Source organism: Aestuariivirga sp., from assembly GCF_965227715.1.
Lineage (GTDB): Bacteria > Pseudomonadota > Alphaproteobacteria > Rhizobiales > Aestuariivirgaceae > Aestuariivirga.
In genome coordinates this window covers 1,270,171-1,294,372 of sequence record NZ_OZ245771.1, presented here as the reverse complement: position 1 = coordinate 1,294,372, position 24,202 = coordinate 1,270,171, and the positions used below count along the sequence as shown (strand labels likewise).

The 24,202-nt window shown below is 62.8% G+C and carries 27 protein-coding genes; 10 read left to right on the top strand and 17 right to left on the bottom strand.

Features of this window, described 5'->3' with window-relative positions; genetic code table 11:
- Positions 1-5 precede the first annotated feature (5 nt).
- Positions 6-605, bottom strand: a complete 600-nt coding sequence (locus ACO06F_RS06240) for a superoxide dismutase (RefSeq protein ID WP_421695826.1) — start codon at positions 603-605, stop codon at positions 6-8.
- Positions 606-694: 89 nt separating this feature from the next.
- Between ACO06F_RS06240 and ACO06F_RS06235 the strand changes: the two genes are divergently transcribed.
- The gene (locus ACO06F_RS06235; RefSeq protein WP_421695825.1) at positions 695-1,432 is read left to right on the top strand and encodes a cupin domain-containing protein; all 738 of its coding nucleotides are present in this window, start codon (positions 695-697) and stop codon (positions 1,430-1,432) included.
- A gap of 9 nt (positions 1,433-1,441) precedes the next feature.
- Here ACO06F_RS06235 and ACO06F_RS06230 read toward each other — a convergent pair whose 3' ends face one another.
- The 5 genes from ACO06F_RS06230 to msrB all read right to left on the bottom strand — a co-directional run bounded on the left by ACO06F_RS06230 (position 1,442) and on the right by msrB (position 6,229).
- Positions 1,442-1,906 (bottom strand): GNAT family N-acetyltransferase, encoded by a 465-nt coding sequence (locus ACO06F_RS06230; protein WP_421695824.1) that lies wholly within the window; start codon positions 1,904-1,906, stop codon positions 1,442-1,444.
- Positions 1,903-3,081, bottom strand: coding sequence for an acyl-CoA dehydrogenase (locus ACO06F_RS06225; protein ID WP_421695823.1), 1,179 nt, complete (start codon positions 3,079-3,081; stop codon positions 1,903-1,905). The genes ACO06F_RS06230 and ACO06F_RS06225 overlap by 4 nt, the downstream gene beginning before the upstream one ends.
- 80 nt (positions 3,082-3,161) lie before the next feature.
- Positions 3,162-3,713, bottom strand: a complete 552-nt coding sequence (locus ACO06F_RS06220; RefSeq protein ID WP_421695822.1) for an isochorismatase family protein — start codon at positions 3,711-3,713, stop codon at positions 3,162-3,164.
- Positions 3,703-5,802, bottom strand: a complete 2,100-nt coding sequence (locus ACO06F_RS06215; protein WP_421695821.1) for a S9 family peptidase — start codon at positions 5,800-5,802, stop codon at positions 3,703-3,705. The genes ACO06F_RS06220 and ACO06F_RS06215 overlap by 11 nt, the downstream gene beginning before the upstream one ends.
- A gap of 1 nt (position 5,803) precedes the next feature.
- Positions 5,804-6,229, bottom strand: coding sequence for a peptide-methionine (R)-S-oxide reductase MsrB (gene msrB / locus ACO06F_RS06210; RefSeq protein ID WP_421695820.1), 426 nt, complete (start codon positions 6,227-6,229; stop codon positions 5,804-5,806).
- A 431-nt stretch (positions 6,230-6,660) separates the two neighbouring features.
- On the opposite strand from msrB, the gene ACO06F_RS06205 reads away from it, so the two are divergent.
- The 4 genes from ACO06F_RS06205 (at position 6,661) to ACO06F_RS06190 (ending at position 9,938) form a co-directional block, all read left to right on the top strand.
- Positions 6,661-8,145 carry a DUF2336 domain-containing protein gene (locus tag ACO06F_RS06205; protein ID WP_421695819.1) on the top strand — a complete coding sequence of 495 codons (1,485 nt, stop codon included), beginning with the start codon at positions 6,661-6,663 and terminating at the stop codon, positions 8,143-8,145.
- Positions 8,146-8,216: 71 nt separating this feature from the next.
- Positions 8,217-8,618 carry a MucR family transcriptional regulator gene (locus ACO06F_RS06200; protein ID WP_421695818.1) on the top strand — a complete coding sequence of 134 codons (402 nt, stop codon included), beginning with the start codon at positions 8,217-8,219 and terminating at the stop codon, positions 8,616-8,618.
- Between the two features lie 108 nt (positions 8,619-8,726).
- Positions 8,727-9,221, top strand: coding sequence for a PAS domain-containing protein (locus tag ACO06F_RS06195; protein WP_421696632.1), 495 nt, complete (start codon positions 8,727-8,729; stop codon positions 9,219-9,221).
- Between the two features lie 216 nt (positions 9,222-9,437).
- Complete coding sequence (locus ACO06F_RS06190) at positions 9,438-9,938, top strand: DUF6456 domain-containing protein (RefSeq protein WP_421695817.1); 501 nt, start codon at positions 9,438-9,440, stop codon at positions 9,936-9,938.
- Here the strand turns inward: ACO06F_RS06190 and ACO06F_RS06185 are convergent.
- Both ACO06F_RS06185 and ACO06F_RS06180 read right to left on the bottom strand, forming a co-directional pair.
- The gene (locus ACO06F_RS06185; protein WP_421695816.1) at positions 9,905-10,351 is read right to left on the bottom strand and encodes a SufE family protein; all 447 of its coding nucleotides are present in this window, start codon (positions 10,349-10,351) and stop codon (positions 9,905-9,907) included. The two genes, ACO06F_RS06190 and ACO06F_RS06185, sit on opposite strands and share 34 nt — an antisense overlap.
- 72 nt (positions 10,352-10,423) lie before the next feature.
- A complete protein-coding gene (locus ACO06F_RS06180) occupies positions 10,424-10,843 on the bottom strand; it encodes a hypothetical protein (protein WP_421695815.1) in 420 nt (139 codons plus the stop codon).
- Positions 10,844-11,069: 226 nt separating this feature from the next.
- On the opposite strand from ACO06F_RS06180, the gene ACO06F_RS06175 reads away from it, so the two are divergent.
- From ACO06F_RS06175 to ACO06F_RS06165, 3 genes are all read left to right on the top strand, one after another.
- Positions 11,070-11,741: a peptidoglycan-binding protein gene (locus tag ACO06F_RS06175; protein WP_421695814.1), complete on the top strand. Its 672-nt coding sequence runs from the start codon at positions 11,070-11,072 to the stop codon at positions 11,739-11,741.
- A gap of 4 nt (positions 11,742-11,745) precedes the next feature.
- On the top strand, positions 11,746-12,081 hold the full coding sequence (locus ACO06F_RS06170) for a DUF1491 family protein (protein WP_421695813.1): 336 nt from the start codon (positions 11,746-11,748) through the stop codon (positions 12,079-12,081).
- Positions 12,082-12,145: 64 nt separating this feature from the next.
- Positions 12,146-12,343, top strand: a complete 198-nt coding sequence (locus ACO06F_RS06165) for a hypothetical protein (protein ID WP_421695812.1) — start codon at positions 12,146-12,148, stop codon at positions 12,341-12,343.
- Positions 12,344-12,366: 23 nt separating this feature from the next.
- Here the strand turns inward: ACO06F_RS06165 and ACO06F_RS06160 are convergent, their stop codons facing one another.
- Genes ACO06F_RS06160 through ACO06F_RS06150 form a run of 3 tightly spaced genes read right to left on the bottom strand, consistent with a single transcriptional unit; the run spans position 12,367 to position 15,836 of the window.
- Positions 12,367-12,936 carry a hypothetical protein gene (locus tag ACO06F_RS06160; RefSeq protein WP_421695811.1) on the bottom strand — a complete coding sequence of 190 codons (570 nt, stop codon included), beginning with the start codon at positions 12,934-12,936 and terminating at the stop codon, positions 12,367-12,369.
- Positions 12,933-13,484, bottom strand: coding sequence for a DUF1214 domain-containing protein (locus tag ACO06F_RS06155; RefSeq protein ID WP_421695810.1), 552 nt, complete (start codon positions 13,482-13,484; stop codon positions 12,933-12,935). The genes ACO06F_RS06160 and ACO06F_RS06155 overlap by 4 nt, the downstream gene beginning before the upstream one ends.
- Before the next feature lie 3 nt (positions 13,485-13,487).
- Positions 13,488-15,836: a transglycosylase domain-containing protein gene (locus ACO06F_RS06150; RefSeq protein WP_421695809.1), complete on the bottom strand. Its 2,349-nt coding sequence runs from the start codon at positions 15,834-15,836 to the stop codon at positions 13,488-13,490.
- 146 nt (positions 15,837-15,982) lie between these two features.
- Between ACO06F_RS06150 and ACO06F_RS06145 the strand changes: the two genes are divergently transcribed.
- Entirely contained in the window at positions 15,983-16,444 is a 462-nt protein-coding gene (locus tag ACO06F_RS06145) for a YcgN family cysteine cluster protein (RefSeq protein ID WP_421695808.1), read from the top strand.
- 207 nt (positions 16,445-16,651) lie between these two features.
- On the opposite strand, the gene ACO06F_RS06140 is transcribed toward ACO06F_RS06145, so the two are convergent.
- The 6 genes from ACO06F_RS06140 to ACO06F_RS06115 all read right to left on the bottom strand — a co-directional run bounded on the left by ACO06F_RS06140 (position 16,652) and on the right by ACO06F_RS06115 (position 23,642).
- A complete protein-coding gene (locus tag ACO06F_RS06140) occupies positions 16,652-16,879 on the bottom strand; it encodes a formate dehydrogenase subunit delta (protein ID WP_421695807.1) in 228 nt (75 codons plus the stop codon).
- Between the two features lie 2 nt (positions 16,880-16,881).
- On the bottom strand, positions 16,882-17,703 hold the full coding sequence (gene fdhD, locus ACO06F_RS06135; protein WP_421695806.1) for a formate dehydrogenase accessory sulfurtransferase FdhD: 822 nt from the start codon (positions 17,701-17,703) through the stop codon (positions 16,882-16,884).
- A gap of 14 nt (positions 17,704-17,717) precedes the next feature.
- A complete protein-coding gene (fdhF, locus tag ACO06F_RS06130; protein ID WP_421695805.1) occupies positions 17,718-20,600 on the bottom strand; it encodes a formate dehydrogenase subunit alpha in 2,883 nt (960 codons plus the stop codon).
- 15 nt (positions 20,601-20,615) lie between these two features.
- Positions 20,616-22,160 carry a formate dehydrogenase beta subunit gene (locus ACO06F_RS06125; protein ID WP_421695804.1) on the bottom strand — a complete coding sequence of 515 codons (1,545 nt, stop codon included), beginning with the start codon at positions 22,158-22,160 and terminating at the stop codon, positions 20,616-20,618.
- Complete coding sequence (locus ACO06F_RS06120) at positions 22,157-22,648, bottom strand: formate dehydrogenase subunit gamma (protein WP_421695803.1); 492 nt, start codon at positions 22,646-22,648, stop codon at positions 22,157-22,159. The genes ACO06F_RS06125 and ACO06F_RS06120 overlap by 4 nt, the downstream gene beginning before the upstream one ends.
- Before the next feature lie 97 nt (positions 22,649-22,745).
- Positions 22,746-23,642, bottom strand: a complete 897-nt coding sequence (locus ACO06F_RS06115) for a LysR family transcriptional regulator (RefSeq protein WP_421695802.1) — start codon at positions 23,640-23,642, stop codon at positions 22,746-22,748.
- 287 nt (positions 23,643-23,929) lie between these two features.
- Here ACO06F_RS06115 and ACO06F_RS06110 point away from each other — a divergent pair, with 287 nt between their 5' ends.
- Complete coding sequence (locus ACO06F_RS06110) at positions 23,930-24,178, top strand: PepSY domain-containing protein (protein WP_421695801.1); 249 nt, start codon at positions 23,930-23,932, stop codon at positions 24,176-24,178.
- Positions 24,179-24,202 lie beyond the last annotated feature (24 nt).

Genomic DNA, 24,202 nt, shown 5'->3' with positions numbered 1-24,202 from the left:
GGCCATCAGGCCTTGGAGAACATCTCGTCGACGTAATCCCAGTTGATGAGATTGTCGACGAAGGCTTCGAGGTATTTCGGGCGCAGGTTGCGATAGTCGATGTAATAGCTGTGCTCCCACACGTCGCAGCCGAGGATGGGCGAGGCGCCATGCATCAGCGGGTTCTCGCCATTGGGCGTCTTGGTGATGACGAGCTTCCCGTCCTTCTTGGCGATCCAGGCCCAGCCGGAGCCGAACTGGGTGACACCCGCCTGCACGAAGTCGGTGCGCATCTTGTCATAGCCGCCGAGATCGGAGTCGATCGCGGCCTGCAGACGGGCGGGAATCTTCTTGCCGCCGCCATTGGGCTTCATCCAGTTCCAGAAATGCAGGTGGTTGTAGTGCTGCCCCACATTGTTGACCAGGGGAGCGATCTTCTCAGCAAAAGCAACCTTGCAGATTTCTTCGATGGACTTGTCCGCGAGCGGGCTGTCCTTCAGCGCGGCGTTGCCATTGGTCACGTAAGCCTGGTGGTGCTTGTCGTGATGGTACTCCAGCGTCTCCTTGGACATATAGGGGCCAAGCGCATCATAGGCGTAGGGCAGGGGCGGCAGTTCAAGGGCCATCGTTCGTTCCTCCGTGTTGAGGGCCTTATCTAGTCCGTGCCGCTTGAACGTGCAAGGAACCCCGCTAGGATCGCCACCGGAGGAACGACATGCCAAAACCACACATCATCACATTCGACGCGCACGCAACGCTTGCACCATGGGAGGATTTCCCGGAAGGCGAGATCATTTCGGGCACATCGAAGCACAATGGCCTGACCCTGTTCGAGGACAAGGAAAAGGGCCTCACCGCAGGTGTTTGGGAACAGGGCGCGAACGAAAGCCGCTGGATCGACTATCCGGTCAATGAATTCATGACCGTTCTCGAAGGCGAAGTGGTGATTGTGGAGAAGGACCGCAGCACTTCCATCAAGGCGGGCGAAAGCTTCATCATCCCCAAGGGCCTGCATTGCCGCTGGACGCAACCCGGCCATGTGCGGAAATTCTTCGTGATCTTCGAGGATGCCTCAGGCCTCGCCAATGAAGGCCCGCTGCACACGATCAAGATCGATCCTGCCGTGGCACTCGCACCCTCAACGCCACCGGCGCGAGACATGCTCCTGTCGGAGGTGCCCACGCAGCACACGCATCAGTATTTCGCGGATGCGACCGGCCAGCTGAACATCGGCGTGTGGGACACGACGGGCTATCACCGCAAGCTGATCGACTTCCCCCGCCATGAGCTGATGCATCTGCTGGAAGGCGCCGTCAGCTTCAAAGACGATCAGGGCAACGCCCAGCACTTCAAGGCCGGCGACACCTTCTTTGTGCCGCTGGGCACGCCCAACAGCTGGAAGTCCGAAGGCTATTTGCGCAAGATCTATGTGATCTTCCAGCCCAAGGCATAATGACGGAGGCTAAGGCCCCAGCCGCTTCTCCATGAACACGCTGTTGGGGTCATCCGCCGGATAATCTCCGAAGGCGCCGCACTCCACAAAGCCGAGCCGCCGGTAAAGCCCCAGCGACTCCGGCTGGTGAATGCCGGTCTCCAGCCGCGCGATCATCCGCCCACTGATGATCGCCTCCTCCTCGATCCGCTGCATGATCTGCTTGGCAAGGCCCAGGCCGCGTGCCGCGGGTGTGACATAGATGCGCTTCACCTCTGCATAGCCGTCATGCAGCCAGCAGCCGCCGATTGCGATCACGTCCTCGCCGCGGAACGCCGCGAAAAACCGCATCTCTGGCTGGCGCAGCGTTTCGATGTCGAGCAGGTGATTGCTCTCCGCGGGGTAGAGCGGCAGCAGATACTGGTCGAGTTCCTCCACCATCGCCTTCACCGGCTGATGGGCAGGATCGGCGATGGTGATGAGGATGGTGCTCACTGGAAGGCCTGAAGGCCGGTCTGGGCGCGGCCCAAAATCAGCGCATGAACGTCATGCGTGCCTTCATAGGTGTTCACCGTCTCGAGGTTCACCATGTGGCGGATCACGTGATATTCTTCCGAGATGCCGTTGCCGCCGTGCATGTCCCGCGCCATGCGGGCGATATCCAGCGCCTTGCCGCAATTGTTGCGCTTCATCAGCGAAATGGCAGGGGGCGCAATGGTACCGCGCTCCAGCCCGCGGCCCAAGGCCAGGCAGCCCTGAAGGCCCAGTGCGATTTCCGTCTGCATGTCCGCAAGCTTCTTCTGCACCAGCTGGTTGGCGGCCAGCGGCTTGCCGAACTGCTTGCGGTCCAGCGTGTATTGCCGGGCGCGGTGCCAGCAATCTTCCGCCGCACCCATCACACCCCAGGCAATGCCATAGCGCGCCTTGTTGAGGCAGCCGAAGGGGCCGCCCAGGCCCTTGGCATTGGGCAGCAAGGCGCTGTCGGGCACCTCCACATTCTCAAGAACGATCTCGCCGGTGATTGACGCGCGCAGCGAAATCTTGCCCTCGATCACGGGGGTCGAGAATCCCTTCATGCCGCGCTCGACGATGAATCCGCGGATCACGCCATCCTCGGTCTTACCCCAGACCACTGCCACATCGGCAATGGGGGAATTCGAAATCCACATCTTGGCGCCGTTCAGCACATAGCCGCCGTCAACCTTCCTGGCGCGGGTCTTCATGCCGCCAGGGTCCGAGCCCGCGTCAGGCTCCGTCAGGCCGAAGCAGCCCACCCATTCGCCGGTGGCGAGCTTGGGCAGATATTTCTTCTTCTGCTCTTCCGAGCCATAGGCCTCGATCGGATGCATCACCAGTGAGTTCTGAACGCTCATGGCGGAGCGGTAGCCGGAATCGACCCGCTCCACCTCGCGCGCCACCAGGCCATAAGCCACGTAGCCGAGGCCGGAGCCGCCATAGTCGGCCGAGGTCATGACGCCGAGGAAACCCATTTCCCCCATTTCATTCATGATCTCGCGGTCGAAGCGTTCCTCGCGGAAGGCGGATTTCACCCGCGGCTGCAGCTTGTCCTGGGCGAAGGCGCGCGCGGCATCGCGGATCATCCGCTCTTCTTCGGTGAGCTGGGATTCGAGGTCCAGCGGGTCTTCCCAGTTGAATTCGGCAGCGGCCATGAAACACTCCTTGGATTTGAGCCTAGAGAGCAACGCCCGGCGCAATTGTCAATTCGGCGAAATGACAGGGTTCCCTGCGCTCACCGCACAAGCGCCGAGAGGGACTTGAACGCCGAAGTGCCGGCCTTCCCCAGAAGCTCGAACACCACCATCTCTGTGTTGACGACTGCCACGCCGTTCTGCCGCATCCGGTCCAGCGCCAGGGCGTGGGAAGACGGCGCGCGCGATGCCATGGCATCTGCCACCGCGAAGACGCCAAATCCGGCAGCGGCGAGGTCCACTGCCGTCTGCAGCACGCAAACATGCGATTCGATGCCGGCCAGGATCACCAGGGGCCGGCCACCCTCGTGATGGGCGATCAGATGGTCCTTGATCGCCTTGTCCCGCCAGCAGGAAAAGGCGAGCTTCTCGAACACCGGGGCAGCGCCGAACTCGTCCTTGAGGGCCGCAATGCTGTGGCCCAGCCCCTTGGGATATTGCTCGGAGACTGTGACGGGCAGATCCAGCGCCTGTGCCGCCTTCAGGAGAAGGGCGCAGCGCTCTGCCACCTCGGCGCCACCTGTCATCGCAGGCAGCAGCCGCTCCTGCATGTCGACGAGGAGGAGAGTGGACTTCGCCGCCTCAACCAGCATCGGCCCGCCCCGTCACCTTCAGCCCGAAGGCATAGACGAAGGCCACTTCCTTCAGCCGGTCGAAGCGGCCCGAGGCACCGCCATGGCCCGCACCCATATTGGTCTTGAGCAGGAGGAGGTTATCGTCAGTCTTCAGTTCACGGAGCTTTGCCACCCATTTCGCTGGCTCCCAATAGGTGACGCGTGGGTCCGTGAGGCCCGCTACGGCCAGGATGTTCGGATAGGCCTTCGCCTCCACCCGGTCATAGGGCGAATAGGCCATGATGTTTTCATAGGCCTGCTTGCTCTCGATGGGGTTTCCCCATTCGGGCCATTCGGGCGGCGTCAGCGGCAGCGTGTCATCTAGCATGGTGGAGAGAACATCGACGAAGGGCACCTCCGCCACAACGCCGCGGAACAGTTCGGGCGCCATGTTGGCGATGGCCCCCATCAGCATGCCGCCCGCACTGCCGCCCTGGGCCACGATATTGCCCTTGGTGGTGTAGGCTTCGCTGACCAGGAATTCCGCGCAGGACATGAAATCACGGAAGCTGTTCTGCTTGTGCTCCATCTTGCCATGTGTGTACCAGCGCCGGCCCTTCTCCTGGCCGCCGCGAATATGCGCGATGGCATAGATGAATCCACGGTCCACCAGTGACAGGATATTGGTGTTGAACCCCGCGGGCATCGAAATGCCGTAGGAGCCATAGCCATAAAGCCAGAGCGGTTCCGAGCCATCGAGCTTGGCATCCCGCGCATAGAGCAGCGTGATGGGGATCGTCTCGCCATCATGCGCGGGCGCGAACAGCCGCCTGGTCACGTAATGCGAAGGGTGATGCCCGCTCGGCACCTCCTGCTGCTTGCGCAGGATGCGGGTGCGGCTCCGCATGTCGTAATCATAGACCTGCGCCGGCGTCGTCGGCGACGAATAGGTGAAGCGCAGCGTATCCGTCTCGAATTCGCGCATTTCGCCAAAGCCCAGCGAATAGGCCTCTTCGTCAAAGGCAATCGCATGCTCTTCGCCCGTGAGAAGGCTGCGCACCACAATGCGCGGCAGGGCATTCTCCCGCTCCATGCGGATGAGCCAGTCCTGCAGCACGATATATGACACGATGAAGATGCCGGGCCGGTGCGGAACGAGGTCGATCCAGTTCTCCTTGCGCGGATCGTTCACCGGGGCGGTGACGAGCTTGTAGTCCTCGGCACCGCCTTCATTGGTGCGGATAAAGAACTGCTCTCCCCGGTGTTCGATGTCATATTCGATGCCGGCCTCGCGCGCCGCCACCAGGCGCGGCGCCTCGTCAGGCTTTGCCGCATCGATGAGCCAGAGTTCGGACGTGTCGTGATCGTGAATGTCGATCACGATCCACTTCTCAGAATTGGTCTTGGCCACGCCGGTGAATTTGCCCGTGTCCTTTTCCTCATAGACGAGCCGGTCATCGGACTGTGCGGTGCCGAGGCGGTGGTGATAGGTCTTGAGCGGCCGGTGGTTCTCGTCCTGGAGCGTATAGAAGAAGCTCTTGCCGTCAGCGGCCCATGTGGCTTCGCCCGCGGTGTTCTCGAGAATGTCGGCGAGGTCCTTCTCCGTTCCGGCTTCGCGCACGCGAAGCTCATAGAACTCGGAGCCATTGCCATCGAAGGACCAGGCGAGAAGGCGCTGGTCCGGCGTCAGGTCGATGCCGCCGAACTGGAAGTAATCGCGGTCCTTGGCCAGCGCATTGCCGTCGAGCAGCATCTGCTCGGGGCCTTCGAGCCCGCGGGGTTTCCGGCAATAGCGCGGGTGCTGGCCGCCCTTCACATAGGAGGAATAATAGTCGTAAGGCCCGTCCGGCGCGGGAACGGAGGAGTCATCCTCCTTGATGCGGCCCTTGAGCTCCAGGAACAGCTTTTCCTGCAAGGCCTTGGTATCGGCCATGACCGCTTCGAAATAGGCGTTCTCGCCATCGAGCACCGCGCGGATGTCCTGCGGCAGCTGGGCAGGGTCATGCATCACCTCCTGCCAGTTCGCAGCCTTCAGCCAATGATAGTCGTCGCGCTTCTCATGGCCATGCCAGGTCTCGACCCGCGGGCGCTTTTCCACCCGCGGGGGCTTCACTGATGATGCGGTCATGTTAGGCCTTTTCGTCCGGCTTGAAGGCCATGGCGGCCCCGTTCATGCAGTAGCGCAGCCCCGTGGGTTTGGGCCCATCGGGGAAGACATGGCCCAGATGGCCGTTGCAGTCTGCGCAGTGGACTTCCGTGCGGCGCATGAACCAGGAGCGGTCTTCCGTGGTGCCCACTGCATCTTCGCTGATGGGGGTGAAGAAGCTGGGCCAGCCGGTGCCGGAATCGAATTTTGCATCGGATGCGAACAGCTCCTTGCCGCAGCCCGCGCAGGTGAACACGCCCTGGCGCTTTTCGCGGTCCAGCGGGCTCGTTCCGGCCCGCTCGGTTCCGTGTTCGCGCAGCACGCGGTAGGCCTCGGGGGACAGGCTTTGGCGCCATTCGGCGTCGGACTTCTCGATCTTGGTCATCGTGGAACTCTCTTTCTGCGCCATAATGTGGGGCATCGGGCGTCAAAAGTGAAGCGGCGGCGGCCCCCGCTGACGGGGACGTGAAGGGATTGATTAATATCAGCAGCGCGCTACATTCGAAATTTCAATCTGAAACCTAAAGTTTTAATCAAAACGTCAGAGTTCCGTGATCTCTGGATGACTTGCAACAGGATGTATTCCGTTCAGCCATGTGCCTAGGCAGTACCACGAGTTCCGGTGAAGGGAAGCTGTCGCCCGAGAATCCCCCGCCCTCGTCTGCCCGCGGCACAGCGGATGCGTTCCGTCTGCTCGCCCTTCGCCTCAAGGGCCTGCCCCCGGCCGAGCCTGAGGCACCCCCGCCGGCCCCGCCCCAGCTTGCGGACATTCGAGCCCCCCAATTAGTAATCGAACTGCCAGACATTACAGAGGTGGCGCAACCCGCAGAGCCCCCTGTTGTGGCCGAGGCCACAGAACTCAGCCCGATTGAAGACTCCGCAAGTTCCGGCGCAGCGCTGGAAATCTCCCGTGAGCTGGAAGTATCCCGTGAGCTGGAAATATCCCGTGAGCTCGAGATTTCCCGCGAACCGGAAATCGCCCAAGAGATTGAGAGCGAGCGCGAGCGTGAAAGAGACCGTGAGCGGGACCTGGCCCGCGAACTGGAACTATCCCGCGAGCTGGAAAGGGCGCGTGAGCGGGAAAAGGCCCTCGAACAGCAGATCGCCCAAGAGCGGGAGAGAGCCCGGGCACTCGAGATCTCCCGGGACCAGGAAATCGCCCAGGAGAGAGAGACGGCCCGGAAGCTGGAAACCTCGCGCGAGAGCGAAAAACCCCGGGAGCCGGTGAGGCTCCGGAAGGCTGAGCGGCCGAAGGAGCCTGCGGAGACGCCACAGGCTGCAACAAAGCGGGGCCAGCCCGTTCTCACCCCGCAGGAAGAGGCTGCCAATCTTCTGCTCGAGACCATTTGGGGCGCGGTGGACCTGCCGCTGAACGAGAAGGCCCTTGCCGGAGACACGCTGCTGCTGCTTCTGCCTCATCTGCGGGACAAGCAGCTTGCGACCCTGGCAGAGCGGGTGTCCGGCATGGCGCAGCCCCCGGCACTTCTGGTCTCACGCCTGCTTCAGGATGCCCGGCCAGAAATTGCCGGCGTCATTCTCGAGCGTTGCCCCAATCTGCGCGATGATGACATGATCGCGGCAACATCCCTTGCGGGTCCTGAGTGGCTCATCCTGCTGGCCCGCCGGCGCGGCGTGTCTTCTGCCGTGTCCGATCATCTGGTGGCCTCGGCTGAACTGCTGACACTGATTGCACTCTTGCGGAACAATGAGGCACAGATTTCCTTCGACGCTTTTCGAAGGCTTGCCACCCTCGCGGTTCATCACACCTCCCTGCAGCCACCGCTCGCAACCCGGGCAGACCTTCCGCTTGCGGTGGGGCTTGATCTGTTCTGGTGCCTGCCGCCCGAACTCCGCCGCGTCATCCTCACCCGCTCCATGTCCGATTCAAGCTCGCTCAATCGCATCCTGACCATCGCAACGTCCGCCACCGTGGGGGCAAACCCCGCGCCTGAGGCCGAAGACAGCATGCCGTCAACGGAAGAGATCGATGAGGCGCTCGACCCGCTGTTCAAGGGCAGGCTCGATCTTGCGGCACCGGCCCTGGCCCGGCTCGCCGGAATTTCTGAAAGCACCGTGCGCCGCATCCTGGCAGATGAGGAGGGGGAAGCGATCGTGGCCCTGTTCAAGGCGCTGGGCCTCAGCCGCCGCCGCTTCGAAAGCGTTCTGGACATGGTCCGCGCTTCAACCGGCCTGGTGAACCCAACGCGTGCTGGCAGTGAGTTGAAGGCGGTGTTCGACGCGCTCTCCTACAACAAGGCCCGTGTGCTGCTGATTTATTGGAACTGGTCCACGCGCAAGGAAGGTCCTTACGCGCCGCCTGCCTGAATCGCTTGTTGAAGCAGGTGCTCTCCCTTAAACAATGGGCCGCAGTTGCGTTGAGGAAGGCCCCCGCACCCATGGACATGAAAACACCGCTGATCGAACTGGCAAGCCAGATCGTGGCAGCCTACGTCGGCCGCAACACCGTGGAGCAGGCCGAACTGCCGAAGCTTATCAAGGAAGTGCACCGCGCGCTTGAGCAGGCGGCCACACCGGCCGTCCCCAGCGATCCTCCTGAGCCCAAGCCCGCCGTCTCTATCAAGAAATCGATAACGCCGGACTATTTGATCTGCCTCGAGGACGGAAAGAAGTTCAAGTCCCTGAAGCGCCATCTGCGCACGCATTTCAGCCTGACGCCCGATCAATACCGTGAGAAATGGGGCCTTCCCCCGGATTATCCCATGGTTGCGCCAAACTATGCCAACTCGCGTTCCAAGCTCGCCAAGAACATGGGGCTTGGCCAGAAGCGCAGCCGCTAAGTCGAACAAATAATTTTTGACAGTGCTGACTCTTGCGGATCAGCCGTTCAGGATTCATAAACAACTCATCGGTTGGGGCATTGATTCGGGAAAAGGGCGGCGTTGGCTATGGGGTCCGTCAACATAGCGTTCAGGGCACAGCTCGTGGTGCCGGAGCAACGTCAGCTATATGATTACTGGCTCGCGCGCGGCGAGGGCAGGGTGATGCCGACACGCGCCGACATCAACCCCGCAGACATCCCGCGCCTCCTGCCCTTCGTGAGCCTGATCGACGTGGGCGGCCAGCTGGAACACTCCAAGGTGCGCCTGGCGGGAACCCGCCTGCGTGACGTCTTCGACCGGGAAATCACCGGCCTCAAGATCGAGGATCTCGACTTGGGCCCCAAGCGCGAATACTGGATGACGGCCTACCGCCACACGGCGGCGGATGGAAAGCCCACCCAGGGCATCGTGCGTGGCCCCCGGGTGAACAAGGAACATCTCGTACAGTACTGGATGCGCCTGCCCCTGGCTGGCCCCGAAGGTTCCGTCTGCATGATCCTCGGCCTCGACTATTTCCTCTCGGGCCTTGAGGACGAACAGCGCCAGGCGAGCGCGGGTTAGAGCATCGGGGGGGCATTTGGAATCGGATTTCGTTTCCCTCACCTTGTGGGGAGTGGACCGCAGCATGGATGCGTTTGAAAGCGCGAGGCTCCAGGCAGCCGACTGCCAATCGCGCACTGCAATCTTCTGCAACTGCTCTTAAGTCTGTTAACCATATTCAGGTATTGATTCCTGTTTTGTTCTCACCTAGCTTCAGGGGCGGTTAGGAGAGTATTCATGCGTGACATACCCGGGAAGTTCGCCTCCCTGTCAGAACATCGCCCGCCCAGGCCCGATGCAGGGCCGCAGGCGAAACTTACCATCAATGAGGGCGAAAGCCCGCTCGCCTGGCTGCGCGCCAGGCGTGGAAAAGACGGCGCAGCGATGATCAGCGAGGTGCAGTTCCTCGCGGGCGAGCGGCTGCGCAACGATTTCGAACGCTCCATGCTGCAACGGCGCATCACCACCAATTGGGGCATGGCCACCGCCGGCGGCAACACCGCAGCCGAGATGAGTGACGCCGCACTGGCGGCGCGGGAACGCTACATGAAGGCGCTGGAAGCAGTCGGGCCCGAACTGGGCTCCATCCTCACCCAGGTATGCTGCCTCTCCGCCGGAATGGAACAGGCGGAGCGCCTGCTCAACCTGCCGCAGCGCAGCGGCCGCGCCGTGCTTGGCCTGGCGCTCACGGCGCTCGCCCGGCACTATGGGCTTTCAAACCGCGGGGGCTCAGCGTGAAGCGCCGTCTGCGCATCGGACTTGATGCGCTGGATCATCGAGGCGAAGCCGTTGGACCGCTGCTGGGTGAGATGGCCGGACAAGCCGAGCCTGCCCAGAACCTCACCTGCGTCGGTGCTCAGGATCTGCTGTGCGGTCTTGCCCGAATAGATCATGAAGGCGATGGCGATCAGGCCCTTGACGATCAGGGCGTCACTGTCCCCCTGAAAGGTCAGCACCGGCTCTCCGGACGCGTCATCAACCGCAGAGGTGATCCACACCTGGCTGGCGCAGCCTTTCACCTTGTTCCCTGGCGCATGGTCTGTGTCCGGCAATGCGGGCAGGTCACGGCCGAGTTCGATCACATGGCGGTAGCGATCCTCCCAGTCGTCGAGGATTTCGAAGTCGGCGAGGAGATCGTCGATGGCTGTCACGTTGGAGCTTTCATGTTTGGCCTGGCGCCGCGTGTGAGATAGGCCCCGAAAGCCCCAATCTCAACCATCTTGTCACTCGAGGGGCCGCCGCCATGGCGCGATGAGGTCATCGAGTTGCAATGTGGACTGGCCCTGGGGCGGACCCCCAGGCGGATCCGGCACCGGGCCCGAAACGGTGAGGGCGGCAAAAGGCCCTTGCACGTGAGCAGCAGGCGGTTCTGGCGTGTCTTCAAACGTCCAACCCCACAGAAGGCTTGCGGAATAGAGCGCCTTGGCCTCGAGCTTGCCGCCCAAATAGGCCGCAACGCCGCACACCTCCGGCTGGCGGCTGCAGAAGGACCAGGCATCGGACGCCGCAGATCCTGCAGACGAGATCACTTCGAAGGTGGAGGGACCTGCAGTGTCTTCCCCCGTGGCCGAAGGATCCTCCGGCGGGGAGGGCAGGAACAGGCCCGCCGCCCCAAGCACAATCAATGTCCGGAAAAGACGCATACCCTTGAATTCAATTCCCCAACGTCACCAGTGAATTAGCAGCAGAGCGTTGACTGGCTTTGAAGAGCTTAGGATTATTTTGTGTTAAGACCGCCGCCACATGGGGAAGCCTTCGGGTTTCGGGTCAGGCTGGAAAGGCTGCGTTAACCGCAATGGGTGCAAGTTTGGCAAGGGCGGGGAACATCTCGTGGTGAGTCCCGGAAAGAAAGTGAATTCGGGTCGGCGGATGCGTGAGAAGGTTGTGAAGGACGGCCCAAAGGGCAGGATCGTGCCCCTCGCCGCATGGAGCCTCGCGGCCATCATGTGTGCCGCAATCGCGGGGAATGCGCTGTTCGGCCAGCCGGCGCGCGGGCGCGCGTCGCTTCCCGGTGCGCTGGCTTCAAACGATGGCGGCACCGTCATCGATGACGACGTGCTGCAATCCGGCGCGCGCACCATTCAGCTCAAATTTGATCCGCTGGTCGAATCCGTGCAGCGCGAACTGCTCTCGGCCGGCTATTACAAGGGCCCGGTGGACGGCGTGAACGGCCGCAAGACCCGCCAGGCCATTGCCGCTTACCAGCAGGCCGTGGGCCTCGAGGCCGATGGCAAGCCCAGTTCCGCCCTGGCCGAGCACATCCGCTTCACCCGCGAAGTCTCCGAAGCCTCGCTGTTCACCGGCACGATCCAGGCTGCACCCGATGCCGAAACCCGTGCCGCAATCCGCCGCGTGCAGACGGGGTTGGCCGAGCTCGCCTATAATCCGGGCGAGATCAACGGCGAACTCACCGCGCAGACGCGCGCCGCCATCATCTCCTTCCAGCGTGACCGCAACCTGGCCCAGACGGGCGAGGTGAGCGACCAGCTCCTGGCCGAACTGTCCAAGATGAGCGGCCAGTCAGACCTGGCCACGCAGTAAGCCCGTGCGCCTCAAATCCGGTTTCTGGGTCAGCGCCTTTCTCAGGCGCTGCATGGTCGATGGCATGTTCGGCGCCGTGCTGCGCAAGGGTGCGGAAGAGGCGGGCGCGGTTTACATCCTCGTCAATCACCTCGATGGCACCTGCCATCTCTTTGGGCCCTCCCCCGGCGCCTCCCATGACGAGCAGGGCGAGCGGCGCTGGATCATCGAAGCGAGCCCGCCCCAGTCTCCGGTTGATGCCACGGCCCTGATTGAGCGGCGAATCCGCTTCGACCCCGATATCTGGATTGTCGAAGTGGAAGACCGCCACGGCACCGCAGGCCTGGCGCAAGCTCCTTAACATCTTGTTAACCATAGCTGTAACACTGTCGGGAAAACGGATCAGAACCCGGAAAGCCAGTGTGATGCGAGCCCAGACCACATGCGCCATCATCGCCTTCCCGCAAGAGCGGGTGCGGAAAGACGCTGCTGTTTCCGCAGGTCCGGCGCAGGTGGTGATGTTCACCGGTGTCCGCATCGAGCGCATGTATGACTTGAGCGAACGCCTTCCCGCCACCCGCACCGGCTCCACCTCACGCGGCGGCGACGTGGACTTTTATTGAGTCAACCTTCTACGCAACAACTCTCAGCTCTCACCCGCGGGGCCTGCCGTGCAGCGGGAGCGGGAGACGGCTTCTGCTGCGATGGCGCGGAGGCCGGTTTCGGGCGTCGGATACCAGACCACGGCCAGCCCTTTGGGCTCGGGCGAGGTGACGGTCCAGCCTGAGTCGATCTCATCGGCGGCTTCCTTGTCGGTGGCCTTCAGCAGTTGCTCGATCAGACCCGGCGCTCGGGACAGGCTGACGGTGAAGCTGTTGGCGCCCGACTGCCGGTTGTTCACCGAATAGATCGCCTCCGCCTTGTCGGTATAAATCGTGGTGACCCAGAAGCCATCCGGCAGGTCCGCCGCGAAGGTGACGTCCCCCTTGGCCACATCGAAAACGCAGACGCCGGTGACGCCAAAGCGCGGCAGGCCGGGAAAGAGCTGCGCCTGTTCTTCAGGCGTCAGAATGAAGAAGCTGTTCTTGCCATGCGCGTGGGAAAGCCTGGAGACCTCCCGCGAGAACCACCAGCCCGGCACGAACAGCGCAAAGGCCGCATGGGCTGCAACCGCCGCCGCCAGCGCCACCGCGGCCCAGAACAGATGCTGTTTCACAGGCACCCCGCTTGGGTGATGGTGAAGGGCGGAAGCCCGGGCTTGGGGCCCGATGCCAGTGAGGAATAAAGCATGGTGAAACTCCGGCGGTCCGGCGTCTTCAGCCAGTTTCCGGGTGCCGGGTCCTGCGCCGCGGTGATCCGCACCACGCCATCGGCATCGCGCACGATCGTGTCACTGTCCGCCGTGGCCTGGAGCTCCGCATTGGCTGACGAGCCCGCGATGATGGCAATGCTCCACCAGCGTGGCAGCGGAGCGGTGGAGGTGATCTTGTAGCTGCAGTTGCCGGTCAGGGGGTGGCCCTCGCTGTCCGTGTCCGCCGTCGCCTCCGAAAGCTGGCCGGGCGCGGGGGGCAGGCGGCCCTCGAGCAGATAATGCGAGCGCACGTAATAGGCGTTCGACTCCGCCATCGCGGCCGCGCGGCTGAGCCACGGCGTTCCCGCGGCCACGGGTTTGACACCCGCCTGCTGAATCATCACGAAAGCGCTGAAGCAGCCTGCGGCAATTCCGCCTGCGATATAGGATGTAGCCCAGATGAATCGCCGCATGGTTCAGAAGATACTGTCGAAGAGTGTCTTTTTCTTCTTTTTCTTATGCTTCTCCTCGGGCGGCGGCTCGTCCTCCGCGGGCTGGCCGAAGAGCTGGTCCAGGAAACGCGACTTTTTCCGCGGGCGCTGGTCTGGCTGCACCACATTGGCCTTGGGCAGCACGAGCGCCTCCTGCTTTGCCGTGCTGCGCGCCTTGGCGGCGGCGGCGGCGGCAGGCCGCGCGGGCGGCGTTGCCTCGAACAGGTTGAACATGCCGTTCAGCACGCCATTCACATCGCCTGTGCCGGCATCTGCCTGCTGCGGTTCGGTATCGGCGCCCTGGGCCTGGTCGGTTTCGTCGCTGATGGGGGCGGCCGTTGCTGCCGGCGCCTGTGCGGCGGCCAGTGCATAGGACTCGTCATAGGGCACGCCGGCAAAGCCCACGGGCTGCAGCCCACGCTCGGCCTCCATCATGATGCGCTTCCAGATGGGGGCGGGCAGCAGGCCGCCCGTCACTTCCTTCATCGGCGTGAAATCATCATTGCCGAGCCAGACACCCGCCACGTGGTGGCCGGTGAAGCCGATGAACCAGGCATCGCGGTAGCCCTGGTTGGTGCCGGTCTTGCCGGCGGTGGGCTCGAAGGCCAGGTCAGCGCGCTTGCCGGTGCCCTGGCGCATCACCGCGTTCAGCATGGTGTTGAGCTCCGCCACGGTCTCCTCCGGGAAGACGCGCTTCGGCGCCACGGAGGGGTCCTGCTCGCGCGCATAGAGCACATCGCCATTGGACCGGCGGATTTCCAGAACCGTATAGGGCTTGGTTGCAAAGCCGCCAGAGGCGAAGGCAATGTAACCCGTGGTGAGATCGATCAAGGACAGCGCACTGGTGCCCAGCACCATCGGCGCCCAGGTTTCAAGCTCCCCCTTGATGCCTGCCAGATGCGCCGTGTTGATGATGGCGGTGCGGCCGATGTCAATCATCAGCTTCACCGGCACGGAATTATAGGAATGCGCGATGGCGTTGGTCAGCGTCGTCCGCCCGGCATATTTGCCGGTGTAGTTGCGCGGCGCCCAGTTGCCCACGGCGACGGGCCCATCGACGATCGTGTCATCAGGCTTATAGCCCTTGAGGAGCGCCGCCATGTAAACGAAGGGCTTGAAGGATGAGCCTGACTGGCGGAGCGCATCGGTGGCGCGGTTGAACTGGCTGGTTTCATAATCCGTGCCGCCCACGATCGCCCGCACCGCGCCATCAAGCGACATCACCACGGCGGCACCTTGCGTGACGTGATATTGCTCGCGGTTGGCTGCCACATCCTCATTGACGATGGCCTGGGCCTGCGTTTGCAGCGGCAGGTTGATCGTCGTCTTCACCTCGAGCACATAATCCGCGGAGAGGCCCTTCTCGTCGATGAGCGCCATGGTGTCCCGGTAGGCCTGGTCGAGGAACCAGTTGGGGCTGTCCGCGATGTTCTGGTGGATGGGCGTTGCGGGCTCGCGCCGTGCCTGCAGCAATTCGCCCTGGGTGATGAAGCCCGCATCCAGCATGCGGTAAAGCACTGTGTTGGCGCGGGCTCTGGCAAGCTCGAGATTCTGATGCGGCGCATATTTGGTGGGGGCCTTGAACAGCCCCGCCAGCATCGCCGCTTCGGGGAGCGTGATGTCCCGCACGGACTTACCAAAGTAGAATTGCGAGGCGGCCTCGATGCCATAGGCGCCGCCGCCTAAGTAAGAGCGGTCCAGATAGAGCTTGAGGATTTCCTGTTTGGACAGCCGCGCCTCGATCCACAGCGAGAGGAAGGCCTCATGCACCTTGCGGCGGATGGTGCGTTCGGGCGAGAGGAACAGGTTCTTTGCCACCTGCTGGGTGAGGGAGGATCCGCCCTGCACCACATCATTGGCGCGCGCATTCTGAATGATGGCGCGCAGCGTGCCGATCACGTCCACGCCGAAATGCTGGAAGAAGCGCGCATCTTCCGTGGCGAGCACCGCCTTGATCATGTGCGGCGGAATATCGGAGAGCGGAATGGCATCATCCTGGCGGATGCCGCGGCGGCCGATGATCTCGCCATCACCATCGGTGAAGGTCACCGCATATTCGCGGCCGCGGTTCCACACGTCCCCCGTGCCGGAAAAAGGTGGGAGCGCATAGGCGAGCAGCAGGAAGCACAGCATCACCCCGAAGGTGACGCCATCATCCAGGAGATCGATGAAGACCCGCTTGACGCCCCGGATGCGGAACCGCTCCAGAAAGCTCACATAGGCGGAATGGCGGCGCTTGAGGAAATCCCATGTCTCGAACACGGCCGTGCTGACGGTGCCATCGGCCCGCCACAGCTTACCGGAGAGCGATTGACGGTTTGGGAGTTTTGGCACGCTTCAGTCAGACCTCGGAAGTGGGAGCCGCTTAGAGCGCGATTGTGACGAAAACGCGCCCCGCCGGCCCCCAAGCTACAGCGGAGGGGCCTTCAGCACCAGAGCGAGGTTGACTTGCCGCCGGTCATCCATGCCATAAGCCCACGATGTCCAACACGCTGCCCTTCTGGAAAACCAAGTCTTTGCCCGAAATGACGCGCGAGGAGTGGGAAAGCCTGTGCGATGGCTGCGGCCGCTGCTGCCTCAACAAACTCGAGGATGAAGATACGGGCCGCTTTCTCTATACCCGCGCAGCGTGCAAACTTCTCGATCTCGGCACCTGCCGCTGCACGGATTACCCGAACCGCCAGGCCAAGGTGCCGGATTGCGTGGCGCTGACGCCGGGAAATGTCGGCTCGCTCGGCTGGCTCCCCGAAACCTGCGCCTACCGCTTGCTGGACGAAGGCCGGAAGCTCCCCTGGTGGCACCCGCTGGTGTCCGGCACATCAGAGACGGTGACGGAAGCCGGCATCGCGGTTGCAGGCGAGGCCTATTCGGAAGAGGGCATCACGGTGGAGGAGCTGGTCGACCATTTGTGGAAGCTGCCGAAAGCGAAGCGGAAGCGGTGAGGGGCAGGGGCCTCAAGTGCTGGAGCGGCAGCTTAAGGCTCGCACCGTCATGCCAGCGAAGGCTGGCATCCCGCTTTGCGTCCCGCACATGCTGACATAAAGCGGGACCCCAGCCTGCGCTGGGGTGACGGAACAGATAGCGTGTAAATCTGCCAATGATCTCACTCGACTGCGCGAGGTGGAGTGAAACGACATCATCCAGAACCCTCACGCGTCCGCGGGCTTCGGCCTCTTGATCAGGCTTGCGGCCTTCACGATGGTTTCGTCGAGGCCTTCGCCGCCCTTGTCCAGATGCGCGATCAGCATGGTGCGCATGCGGGGGTCCCAGAACTTGTTGATGTGGTCGGCGGCATCCCTCACCGCGGCCTCGGGGCCGGAGCCGTTGAAGAAGGAGGCGATCTGGTTCGCCATCCGCAGCATGTCCTGTTGTTGCATGGTCAGTCCCTGTCGAAAATCATGACGCCGCGGCTCGCGAGCGCGGCAAGCTTGAGATGCGCCTGCCGCGCGAGAGACAAGGCAAGGGCGGTGGGAGCGGAAACAGTGGCCAGCGCGCCGATTCCCGCGATGGCGCATTTCTGCACGAGTTCGAAGCTGCAGCGGCTGGACATGAGCACGAAGCCCTGGGAAAGATCCGTGGGCTGACGGCTGAGCGCGCCGATCAGCTTGTCCAGCGCATTGTGGCGGCCCACATCCTCCCGCGAGAGGAGAATATCTCCGTCCACGGAGCACCAGGCGGCCGCATGAACCGTGCGGTTCACCCGGCTCATCGGCTGGTGATCCGGCAATTGCTCATAGGCGCGCGCCACGGCCTGAGGGGTCAACGTCACGGGCTTCAGCGTGCCGCCTGGCATGCGGATCGCGTCCTTCATGTCCTCGATGCCGCAAAGGCCGCAACCTGTGCGGCCCTCAAGGCTGCGCCTGGCCATGCGCTCCCGGTTGATCTTCTCTTCGGGAAGGGACAGGTCAATCGCATAGCCCTGTTCCGAGGGCAGCACCAGCACGCCTGAGACATCCGGCGCTCGCGATATGATGCCTTCGGCCAGGGCAAAGCCGATGCCGAAGTCTTCGAAGTCGGCGGGCGTCCCCATCATCACGGCATGGTTCTGGGAGTTGAACTGCAGGCTTAAAGGAACTTCCTCCGGCACCTGCCAGATGGTTTCCTCGTCACCTGCCAGCGTGTGAAGAATGCCATGCGCCGGAACGGAGCTGCGCAGAGCCTCGCCCGCGCCGGGCGAGGCCGGCACGAGCCTTGGCTTCATGGCGCGCCTTGTGCTCACTCGGCAGCGACCATCTTGGCGCCGATGCGCTTGTTCTCTTCCTCGCGCTCTTCCCATTCCTTCTGCCAGTCTGACGGCAGGTTGGAGAGGTTCACCTGAACGGCCGTCACCTTGTATTCGGGGCAGTTGGTAGCCCAGTCCGAATTCTCGGTGGTGATGACGTTGGCGCCCGACACCGGGTGGTGGAAGGTGGTGTAGACCACGCCCTGCGGCATGCGCTCGGAAATCCGTGCACGGAGCGTCGTGGCGCCCACGCGGCTGGCGATCGAAACCATGGTGCCATCCTTGATGCCGCGGACGTCGGCATCATGCGGGTGGATTTCGAGAACATCCTCGTGATGCCAGGCCACATTTTCCGTGCGGCGGGTCTGCGCGCCGACATTATATTGCGAGAGGATGCGGCCCGTCGTGAGGATGAGCGGGAAGGAGCGGTTGGTGCGCTCGGACGTCGGCACGAACTCGGTGACGACGAAGCGGCCCTTGCCCCGCACGAAGCCGCCCACATGCATGAGCGGCGTTCCCTCCGGCGCCTTGTCATTGCACGGCCACTGGACGGAGCCCAGCGTGTCGAGCTTGGCGAAGGAGACGCCGGCGAAGGTGGGGGTGACCGCCGCGATCTCATCCATGATCTCGGAGGCGTTGTTGTAATGCATGGGATAGCCCATGGCGGTGGCGAGTTCTGCCACCACCTGCCATTCCTGCTTGCCCTGCATCGGAGCCTTCACCATGCGCACGCGGTTGATGCGGCGCTCAGCATTGGTGAAGGTGCCGTCCTTCTCGAGGAAGGATGTGCCCGGCAGGAACACATGAGCGAAGGCGGCCGTCTCGTTCAGGAACAGATCCTGCACGACCACGCAGTCCATGGCTTCCAGTGCATGCGTCACATGGTTCAGGTTCGGGTCCGACTGGGCAATGTCCTCACCCTGCACAAAGATGCCCTTATAGGTGCCTTCAATCGCCGCATCGAACATGTTGGGAATGCGCAGGCCCGGCTCATTGTCCAGATGCGTGTTCCACACAGTTTCGAACAGTTGGCGCACCGTGTCATCGCCCACATGGCGGTAGCCCGAAAATTCATGGGGGAAGGACCCCATGTCACAGGAGCCCTGCACATTGTTCTGCCCACGGAGCGGATTGACGCCCACGCCATTGCGGCCGACGTTGCCCGTGGCCATGGCGAGGTTCGCCATGCCCATGACCATGGTGGAGCCCTGGCTGTGCTCGGTGACCCCGAGGCCATAATAGATGGCGCCGTTGCCCCCGGTTGCGAAGAGACGGGCCGCAGCGCGGATCTCCGCAGCGGGAACGCCGGTGATGGGTTCGAGGGTTTCCGGCGAATTCCGGTCTTCCCTGATGAAAGCTTCCCAGCGGGCAAATTCCACCGGGTCGCAACGTTCACTGATGTAGTCCCGCTTCTCCAGCCCCTCGGTGAGGATCACATGGGCGAGCGCGTTGACCACGGCCACATTGGTGCCGGGGCGGAGCTGCAGATGGTGGACGGCCTTGATGTGGGGCGAATCCACGAGGTCAATCTTGCGGGGGTCCGCCACGATGAGCTTGGCGCCGTCGCGCAGGCGCTTCTTCATGCGCGAGCCGAAAACGGGGTGGGCATCCGTCGGGTTGGCGCCGATCAGCAGTATCACGTCGGACGCCTCGACCGACTTGAAGTCCTGCGTGCCAGCCGAGGTGCCGAAGGTGCGGGACAGGCCATAGCCCGTGGGCGAATGGCAGACGCGCGCGCAGGTATCGACGTTGTTGTTCTTGAAAGCCGCACGGATCATCTTTTGCACCACGAAGACTTCTTCGTTGGTGCAGCGCGACGAGGTGATGCCGCCAATCGAGGTGCGGCCATATTTTTCCTGAATGGATTTGAAGCGCGAGGCGGCATAGCCGATCGCCTCGTCCCAGGAGACTTCGCGCCACGGATCGGTGATCCGTTCACGGATCATCGGTGTGGTCACGCGGTCCTTGTGGGTGGCGTAGCCCCAGGCGAAGCGGCCCTTGACGCAGGAGTGGCCCTCATTGGCGCCACCATCCTTGTACGGCACCATGCGGACGACTTCATCGCCCTTCATTTCCGCCTTGAAGGAACAGCCCACGCCGCAATAGGCGCAGGTGGTGATGACGGAATGTTCCGGCTGGCCAAGCTCCACCACGGATTTTTCCGTCAGCGTCGCCGTCGGGCAGGCCTGGACGCAGGCGCCGCATGAGACGCATTCGGAGTCCAGGAACGCTTCGTCCATGCCGGCGGCGACGTGGCTGTCAAAGCCGCGGCCATCGATCGTCAGCGCGAAAGTGCCTTGCACCTCTTCGCAGGCGCGCACGCAGCGCGAGCAGACGATGCATTTGGCGGGATCGAAGGTGAAATAGGGGTTGGACTGATCCTTGGGCTGGTAGCGGATATTCTCAGACCCATCAGCCCGCTTCTTGAAGACGTGATTGTCGCCCTCATAGCCATAGCGCACTTCGCGCAGGCCCACGGCACCCGCCATGTCCTGCAATTCGCAATCGCCATTGGCCGCACAGGTGAGGCAATCGAGCGGGTGGTCCGAGATATAAAGCTCCATCACGCCCTTGCGGAGCTGCGCCAGACGATCCGTCTGTGTACGGACCTTTATGCCGGGGGCAACGGGCGTTGTGCAGGAGGCAGGCGTTCCCTTGCGGCCCTCGATTTCAACGAGGCAGAGGCGGCAGGAGCCGAAAGCGTCCATCATGTCAGTCGCGCAAAGCTTGGGGATCTTGGTGCCAAGCTCCATCGCAGCGCGCATGATGGAGGTGCCTTCCGGCACGGTGATCTGCTGGCCGTCGATTTCCAGGGTCACCATCTTGTCCGAGATGGCCTTGGGCGTGCCGAAGTCCGTTTCCTTGATAAGGGTCATGGGGCGCTTAAGCTCCTATTCCGCTGCAAGCCGCTGGGGCTTGTCAAAATCCTCGGGGAAATGCTTGATGGCGCTCAGCACCGGCATGGGGGTGAGGCCCCCCATGGCGCAAAGCGAACCATCCGTCATGGTCTGGCAGAGGTCGCCCAAGAGATCGAGGTTCGCGTCCCGGTCAATGCCGGCGACGATCTTGTCAATCACTTCAACGCCCCTGGTGGAGCCGATGCGGCAGGGGGTGCACTTGCCGCAGGATTCAATGGCGCAGAATTCCATGGCGAAGCGGGCTTGCGCCGCCATGTCCACGCTCTCGTCAAACACCACGATGCCGCCATGGCCGACCATGGCCTGGGCTGCGGCGAAGGTTTCGTAATCCATCGGCATGTCCAGCTGGGAGGCTGGCACATAGGCACCCAAGGGGCCACCCACCTGAATGGCGCGGATGGGCTTTCCCGAATAGGTGCCGCCGCCGAAAGTTTCGACGAGTTCACGGAGCGTGACGCCGAAGGCCTTCTCCACCAGGCCACCCTGGCGGATGTTGCCGGCAAGCTGGAAGGGCAGCGTGCCGTGCGAACGGCCCATGCCGTAATTCTTGTAGGCCGCGCCACCCTTGGCGAGGATGAAGGGCACGGCGGCAAAGCTCAGCACATTGTTGATGACGGTGGGCTTGCCGAACAGGCCTTCAAGTGCCGGAATGGGCGGCTTGAAGCGCACCATGCCGCGGCGGCCTTCGAGCGATTCGAGCATTGCCGTCTCTTCACCGCAGATATAGGCGCCGGCCCCGCGGCGGACTTCCAAGTGGAAGGATTTATCCGTACCCTGAATATTAGCGCCCAGCCAGCGGGCCGAGAGGGCAGCCGAGATCGCCTCCTTCATGGTGGCGATCGCATCGGGATATTCGGAGCGGATATAGACAAAGCCCTTGGTGGCCCCGGTGGCGATGGCCGCAATCGTCATGCCTTCGATGAGCATGAGGGGGTCGCCCTCCATCACCATCCGGTCTGCGAAGGTGCCTGAATCGCCTTCATCTGCATTGCAGCAGATATATTTCTGATCGGCCGCCGCATCATGCACCGTCTTCCACTTGATGCCGGTGGGAAAGCCCGCACCGCCGCGGCCGCGAAGGCCAGAGCTGGTGACTTCGCTCACGATCTCAGCGCCCGAAAGCCCCAGCGCTTTCTTCAAACCGTCGAAGCCGCCATGGCTCACGTAATCCTGAACCGAGACCGGATCGGTGATGCCGCAGCGCGCGAAGGTGAGGCGCTCTTGATTCTTGAGGTAGGGGTGCTCCTCGATATTGCCGAGGCGCAGGGGATGGGCACCGCCCTTGTGGAAGCCCGCGGCGATGAGGGAAGGGAGGTCCTCCGCCGAGACCGGGCCATAGGCGATGCGGCCTTCCCGGGTTTCGACCTCCACCAGCGGCTCAAGGAAGAGGAGACCGCGCGAGCCGTTGCGCACGATCTCGATTCCCAGATCCTGCGTGTGGGACCAGAGGCCGGCTGCGACTTCATCGGCGCCCATCGAGCGGGCGGCGGAATCGCGCGGAACATAAATCTTGATCATGAGCGGCACTCCGCAACGATCTTCTCGAATTTGGCCGGGTCCACCCGGCCCACGAGCCTGTCATCCACCATGATGGCGGGGGCCAGCGCGCAGTTGCCGAGGCAGTAGACAGCCTCAACCGTAATCGCGCCGTCGGCGGTGGTCTGGCCCAGTTTCACCTGAAGGTAACGCTCGATCATGGCGCTGAGTTCAGTTCCGCGCATCGATTGGCAGGCCTCTGCCTGGCACACCTTGATCACATGGCGGCCCGCAGGCTCCCGCCGGAAATCATGGTAAAAGCTAACAACTCCGTGGACTTCCGCCCGCGAGAGGTTCAGCGCCTTGGCCAGCGCAGGAAGCGCCGCCTCAGGAACGAAGCCCAGATCTTCCTGCAGATCATGCAGGATTTCCAGCAGCGCATCCGCGCGGTTGCCGTAACGGAGGGCAATCTCCCGCGCGGCCGTCGCTTCGCGCGGAGAAAGATCGAGCAGAGTGCGTTTTCCAGACATGCCCGTCTAATGGCCTATGCCGGGCACAATTTCCAATTGACCGCACCTATGGGGCGATAGGCAAAGCTGATCACAGGGGAGGGGTGGGCGCCGCGCCTCAACCCTTGAGCGTGCGGGCGGCGGCGAAGAGCGCGGAGACGAGGGGGGAGAGGGGTTCACGCGGGAGGCCCACGAGGCCCACCTTGTGCTCAACCTTCGGCTCGACCAGGGGAACTGCCTTCACCCCTTCGAGGCGGCCCAGAACGTGGATGAAATAATCCGGCATGATGGAAGAGAGGCCCATGGATTTGACCGAGGCCAGGAGATTCATGATCGAATTGGTTTCGAGCCGTGGCGAGGGGTGGGCGTTAGCCACGGCGAAGGCACGGTCGATGATGCGGCGGTTCTGCATGTTGGGGGTGAGGAGGCACAGGGGCTCCTGGGCGGCCTCTGTCCAGGTGACGGAGGGTTTGTCAGCATACGGAGAATGTTCGGAGACGAACAGGCAATAATGCTCCACATAGAGCACATGCTGCATGAGGCCTTCGACCGGCTCATTGTCCAAATAGGTGATGCCGGCGTCGATCACGTGCTCATGGAGGTTGCGCAGGATTTCTTCCGAAGATTGCGAGAGCACGGTGAATTCGACGCGCTGGTGCTCCCGCTCCATGGCGCGGGTGAGGAGGGAGACCATGGGAAGGGCAGAGGGGATGACGCCCAGCACAAGCCTTCCGACGAGCTCACCCTTCTTGGAGCGGATGGTGGCGAGCTCCTGCTGGAGGGATTGCCAGTTGTCCAGGATCAGATGCGCCCATTTGAGAACGCGCTCGCCTTCAGGGGTCAGGCCGATATAGCGCTGGCCGCGCTCCACGATGGGAACGCCCAGCTCCTGCTCCAGCTGGCGGATTCGCCCTGACAGCGTGGGCTGCGTGACATGGCAGGCCTGGGCGGCGCGGGTGAAGTGCTTCTCGCGCGCGAGCGCTGCGAGATATTGAAGCTGGCGGATGTCCATCATTGAGGAATAGCGGGCACCGCTCCATCCGCAAGCCAAATTAGAAATTCCTGTATAGGGAAAATAGTCCTTGACAGCGCGCGCTCCTCAGGGTTGCAGTCGGCATGGGTGGCTATATCGGCGGGCGCTCGCTGGAGAAGGTGGCCGGCACCGTGGCAGCCCTTGCCGGAACTCCTGCGAAGCCGCGCACGCGGGTGCTGAAGGGGCGTTGATCGGGGCCATTGATTTTCATTCATTCCGGGTTCAGCTAGGACGGGTTAGGACAGGCGCGAAAGGACCGCACGCGAACCATGCGCAAGACATTCACAATGGCCGGAGCCATTCTCGCCGCCGCCCTGTGGACGATGCCGGCGGGCGCGCAGGATTCGGGCGGCCTGAAACCTTCGGAAGCGGTACGCCGCGCGGTTGCGGCGGTGCCGGGTTCGGAGCCATTGGGCGTCAAGCGCAAGGGCCAAGTCTATGTGGTGCGGCTGAAGCAGAATGGCGCCGTGGTGCAGGTCATCGTCGATGCTGCCACGGGCGATGTGTCAGCCCAATAGGATTGCCGGAAGGGAGAACGTTTC

Bases quoted from the DNA above. Each gene is read 5' to 3' on its own strand.
- ACO06F_RS06240 (WP_421695826.1), bottom strand. From the start codon at position 605: ATGGCCCTTGAACTGCCGCCCCTGCCCTACGCCTATGATGCGCTTGGC.
- ACO06F_RS06235 (WP_421695825.1), top strand. From the start codon at position 695: ATGCCAAAACCACACATCATCACATTCGACGCGCACGCAACGCTTGCA.
- ACO06F_RS06225 (WP_421695823.1), bottom strand. From the start codon at position 3,081: ATGGCCGCTGCCGAATTCAACTGGGAAGACCCGCTGGACCTCGAATCC.
- ACO06F_RS06220 (WP_421695822.1), bottom strand. From the start codon at position 3,713: ATGCTGGTTGAGGCGGCGAAGTCCACTCTCCTCCTCGTCGACATGCAG.
- ACO06F_RS06215 (WP_421695821.1), bottom strand. From the start codon at position 5,802: ATGACCGCATCATCAGTGAAGCCCCCGCGGGTGGAAAAGCGCCCGCGG.
- msrB (WP_421695820.1), bottom strand. From the start codon at position 6,229: ATGGCGCAGAAAGAGAGTTCCACGATGACCAAGATCGAGAAGTCCGAC.
- ACO06F_RS06200 (WP_421695818.1), top strand. From the start codon at position 8,217: ATGGACATGAAAACACCGCTGATCGAACTGGCAAGCCAGATCGTGGCA.
- ACO06F_RS06195 (WP_421696632.1), top strand. From the start codon at position 8,727: ATGGGGTCCGTCAACATAGCGTTCAGGGCACAGCTCGTGGTGCCGGAG.
- ACO06F_RS06190 (WP_421695817.1), top strand. From the start codon at position 9,438: ATGCGTGACATACCCGGGAAGTTCGCCTCCCTGTCAGAACATCGCCCG.
- ACO06F_RS06180 (WP_421695815.1), bottom strand. From the start codon at position 10,843: ATGCGTCTTTTCCGGACATTGATTGTGCTTGGGGCGGCGGGCCTGTTC.
- ACO06F_RS06175 (WP_421695814.1), top strand. From the start codon at position 11,070: ATGCGTGAGAAGGTTGTGAAGGACGGCCCAAAGGGCAGGATCGTGCCC.
- ACO06F_RS06165 (WP_421695812.1), top strand. From the start codon at position 12,146: ATGCGAGCCCAGACCACATGCGCCATCATCGCCTTCCCGCAAGAGCGG.
- ACO06F_RS06155 (WP_421695810.1), bottom strand. From the start codon at position 13,484: ATGCGGCGATTCATCTGGGCTACATCCTATATCGCAGGCGGAATTGCC.
- ACO06F_RS06145 (WP_421695808.1), top strand. From the start codon at position 15,983: ATGTCCAACACGCTGCCCTTCTGGAAAACCAAGTCTTTGCCCGAAATG.
- ACO06F_RS06140 (WP_421695807.1), bottom strand. From the start codon at position 16,879: ATGCAACAACAGGACATGCTGCGGATGGCGAACCAGATCGCCTCCTTC.
- fdhD (WP_421695806.1), bottom strand. From the start codon at position 17,703: ATGAAGCCAAGGCTCGTGCCGGCCTCGCCCGGCGCGGGCGAGGCTCTG.
- fdhF (WP_421695805.1), bottom strand. From the start codon at position 20,600: ATGACCCTTATCAAGGAAACGGACTTCGGCACGCCCAAGGCCATCTCG.
- ACO06F_RS06125 (WP_421695804.1), bottom strand. From the start codon at position 22,160: ATGATCAAGATTTATGTTCCGCGCGATTCCGCCGCCCGCTCGATGGGC.
- ACO06F_RS06120 (WP_421695803.1), bottom strand. From the start codon at position 22,648: ATGTCTGGAAAACGCACTCTGCTCGATCTTTCTCCGCGCGAAGCGACG.
- ACO06F_RS06115 (WP_421695802.1), bottom strand. From the start codon at position 23,642: ATGATGGACATCCGCCAGCTTCAATATCTCGCAGCGCTCGCGCGCGAG.
- ACO06F_RS06110 (WP_421695801.1), top strand. From the start codon at position 23,930: ATGCGCAAGACATTCACAATGGCCGGAGCCATTCTCGCCGCCGCCCTG.